We start from the raw sequence: 3404 nt of genomic DNA, 5'->3' as shown, positions 1-3404 counted from the left end.
GCATTATCCGGCTAATATGCCGGGATGCCGGGGATTGGCCGGTTAAGGATTTAGCTGTTTCGGGTGGTCAGTTTCCGGAGCTGTTCTTCGTGGCGCCTCACGCTGGTGGCGAGGGTGTCGAGTGCGGCGCGGAGGGTGGCGATCTCGTCGGTGAGGCCGGTGAGGGTTCCGCTGGTGGCGGCGCGGTGACGGTTTTCCTCGATGACGGCCCGGATCATTCGGTCCCGGTAGAGGGTGGTGCGGCCCAGGCCGGTTTGGGCGGCAACAGCGGTGAATGTCACTGCCTGTCCGTTCCGGAGGAGGTCGGCGCAGGCGCGCTCGACGCTGTTGAGGGTGCTTGTGTTCGTCATCCTGCGGTGGCCTCGTTGATCAGTCTGTCGAGTCGTGTGATGAGCTGTTTGTGTCGGTCGGCTTCGGCGATCCAGCCTCGTTGTTCGGCGTCGCGAGCGAGTGCGTCTGCATCAACGCGTTGCGCGGCAAGGATCGGCAGTGAGCTAGGCTCGGCGTGGAAGCTGGGGCAGTGCTCACAGATATTTGCGTAGGCGCAGGCGCCCTGGGCGGGTGCCCGCAGGCAGAACCCGCCGGCCATGCGGGACTTCAGCAGCGGGGTGTCCTTCCAGTCTTTTCCGCCGGTGATGTCTCTCAGCGGCAGGCTGGTCCTGCCGGTCGCAGGTGTGAGTGCCTGTTTTTTGGCCAGATCAAGGGCCCGTTCGTACTCGGTGCGCACGGTGGCGTCAAACAGCCGTCCGTAGCGCAGGCTCATCTCGGCGGACATGTGCCCGAGCAGCGCCATGAGGGCCTGCAGCGAGACGCCGGCGTTGACCAGGGCGGTGGCGTAGGTATGCCGAAGCTGGTGCGGGGTGATGTGTTCGAGGCCGGCGAGACTGGCGGCGCGGTCGAGTTCGGCGCGGACGGATTGTTGCCCGAGCCGGCGTCCGTGGTGGGTGAAGAGAAATTGGGCCGGGCGTCGGTAACGCGGGTGTGGCAGCGGCCGGCCGTGCGATCTGGTGTGGGTTATGTGGTCGATCAGCTCCAGAATCTCTTCATCGAGGGGGACCATCCGCTCGGTGTCCAGTTTGCCGAGGGGGACCTTCAGCCAGCTGCCGTGGCCGGGGACTTCGTGGACGCAGTCCAGTTCAAGGTCGAGCAGTTCTCCGACCCGCAGCCCGCAGGCGCGTTGGAGCCGCAGGGCGGCAGCGGCCAATTTATTACCCGGGGACTCGGTGAGGACCTGGGTGAGGCGCCGGTCGATGTCTATGGGCAGGTAGCGGGGCAGTGTTTGCGGGAGCTTGGGAATGTCGTCACGGAACAACAGCTTGCGAGGTGGTGCTTCGGGCCAGTCCCACTCGGTGATGTCGGTCAGGAACCCCATCAGCGCGAGCACCCGGCGCGACCGGTCAGCGACGGTGATGCTCTCGCCGTTTTTGGTGTTGACCGCATCGACCATGCTGGTCAGGTAAGGCTCGATGTGTTTGCGTCGATCGAGGGCAGCGACGGAGCCCAGATCAGGGTCGATGCCGGCCAGGAACTCACCGAAGTGCTTGAGCCGGGTCGCGATCGTTGACACGGTCTTGGGCCGGCAGGTCGCGCGCTTGCGGTCCAGGTAGGCGATCATCGCTGTCCGGATCGGCAGCCGCACGTGGGCCAGCCGCTCGGCGAACGGGACCGGGCCGCCGGCGCGGGGAAGTTCATCGAGTACTCCGAGGTGGAACAGCACCCGTTGGGCGTTGCTTGCCGCCGCCAGGTAGTGGTGGTGGCCCTTGCCGGTGCGTTCCTGCCTGTCCCGGCAGGCTGCGGTGAACTCGGCCAGATCGGCCAGGGTGAGCTGTTCCAGGCGCCGGCCGGTTTGGATGAGGAGCCTTACCGGCACCTGGGAGCCGGTGGCGAACCGGACCCGTTCGGTGAATCCCAGGTCGGCGGCTGCGGTCATGAACCGGTCAAGGTCGGCTGCCAGCGGTGAGTCTTGGACCTCGCGCCAGATGCTGGAGAGTTTGCGTTCAAGCAGGTAGTCATAGCCGGGCCGCAGGCCTTGGTGCAGCATCAGGAAGGTGATGATCGGCCGGGTAGCTGCCCCGGCGGACAAGCGAACGTGCAGCGGCTCGGTCGCCCATTGCTGCGGGTCCGGCCACCGTTGGAAGAACGTCCTGGCCGCTGATGAGTATGCGGTGTTTCCGCGCCCGGTCCGCCTCAGGTAGTCCAGATATGCGGTGTGCGGGTCACTGCTGGGAACGGATGCGATCGCGAGCGGCATCGAACTCTGCTTTCACGTGGGCCGGAGCCAGATGGATGTAGCGGGCAGTGGTATCGACGTGGGCATGGCCGAGCAAGGCCTGCATCACCGCCAGATCGACGCCCGCCTCGGCCAGCGCGGTCCCGAACGTGTGCCGCAAGGCGTGCGGGTGACCGCCAACGATTCCGGTCACGCCGCGGTGATAACGGAAGACGGTGCGCAGCCCGGCCGCGGTCAACGGCTGGCTCCGGTTCGGCCCCTTGGCCACGAGAAACAGGCGTGCACTGACCGATTCGGGCCGCTCGGCCAGCAGATACACCTGGATGACGGAAGCTAAGTCCGCGTCAAGCGGCACCCGCCTCTCCCGTTGTCCCTTGCCGAGCACCTGCAGCCACCGGCCGCCGATGTCGACGTCCGCGACGTCGAGGGCCAGCACCTCGGCCGAACGCAACCCGCAATAGAGCATCAAGCCCGCGATCGCCCGGTCCCGCCAGGTGTGAAAGCTGGCAAGCAGCTCGGCCGCATCAGGCTGAGACAACGCCTTGGGCAGCCGACGTGGTTCGCGCAGCCGAAGCGAGGAACGGTTCTTTGGCCGACGGACCGTATGCGCCAGCATCCCGCTCCGCTCACCGGATGCGACCCAACGGGCTTCCCGGCCCTTGGGGACCGGGTTCTTCATCTCCGGGTCCCGCATCGCGGCGAAGGCGAATAAGCCTGAGATCGCGGCCAGCCGACGGTTGATGGTCGTCGCGGCGTACTGATCCAACCGGCGCCCCGACAGTCTGATCACGTTCGTTCCCGCCCTGCCCGGGACCTGGGCTTCGCGGCAGGCACGCAGGAACCGAAGCAGCACCTCCGTGCTCACCTCCGCCAGCGGATGCCCGGCGAGCTGAAGCCACCGGCAGAACGCCAGCAGGTCATACCCGTAGGAACGGACCGTCTTCGGCGAGTAATTCCTGTCTGTCAGATACGCAAGGTACTCATCCACGAGCTTGAACTGGGGCGCCGCCTGACCGGCCAACGCCCATCCGCCGTCACGCTCCTCAAGCGAAAGACCGCAATCGCTGTTCATGAAGAACAGGTGTACCAGTAGTGATTCAGATCACATCGAAAGCCCCGTGGTTTGGCGTGTCGCTTACCTGCAGAAATGACCGCATTAGCCGGTTAAGAGGGA

Annotated in this window: 3 protein-coding genes; all 3 read right to left on the bottom strand. The window is 65.7% G+C overall.

Annotated features, from left to right (window positions below; genetic code table 11):
* Positions 1-50 precede the first annotated feature (50 nt).
* The 3 genes from ACS5PJ_RS22545 to ACS5PJ_RS22535 are packed head-to-tail and all read right to left on the bottom strand — an operon-like array spanning position 51 to position 3302.
* Positions 51-350 carry a DUF6262 family protein gene (locus ACS5PJ_RS22545; protein ID WP_439437068.1) on the bottom strand — a complete coding sequence of 100 codons (300 nt, stop codon included), beginning with the start codon at positions 348-350 and terminating at the stop codon, positions 51-53.
* Entirely contained in the window at positions 347-2251 is a 1905-nt protein-coding gene (locus ACS5PJ_RS22540; RefSeq protein ID WP_439437067.1) for a tyrosine-type recombinase/integrase, read from the bottom strand. Before ACS5PJ_RS22540 ends, ACS5PJ_RS22545 begins: the two co-directional genes overlap by 4 nt.
* Positions 2217-3302 carry a tyrosine-type recombinase/integrase gene (locus ACS5PJ_RS22535; protein ID WP_439437066.1) on the bottom strand — a complete coding sequence of 362 codons (1086 nt, stop codon included), beginning with the start codon at positions 3300-3302 and terminating at the stop codon, positions 2217-2219. Before ACS5PJ_RS22535 ends, ACS5PJ_RS22540 begins: the two co-directional genes overlap by 35 nt.
* Positions 3303-3404: the final 102 nt, after the last annotated feature.

The organism is Pseudarthrobacter cremeus (assembly GCF_051857465.1).
Lineage (GTDB): Bacteria > Actinomycetota > Actinomycetes > Actinomycetales > Micrococcaceae > Arthrobacter.
Note: the sequence above shows the minus strand (reverse complement) of the source record. Positions and strands in the feature narration are given on the sequence as shown.

What these genes read in the sequence shown, in the direction of transcription:
- ACS5PJ_RS22545 (WP_439437068.1), bottom strand. Translation starts at nt 350, where the DNA reads ATGACGAACACAAGCACCCTCAACAGCGTCGAGCGCGCCTGCGCCGAC.
- ACS5PJ_RS22540 (WP_439437067.1), bottom strand. Translation starts at nt 2,251, where the DNA reads ATGCCGCTCGCGATCGCATCCGTTCCCAGCAGTGACCCGCACACCGCA.
- ACS5PJ_RS22535 (WP_439437066.1), bottom strand. Translation starts at nt 3,302, where the DNA reads ATGAACAGCGATTGCGGTCTTTCGCTTGAGGAGCGTGACGGCGGATGG.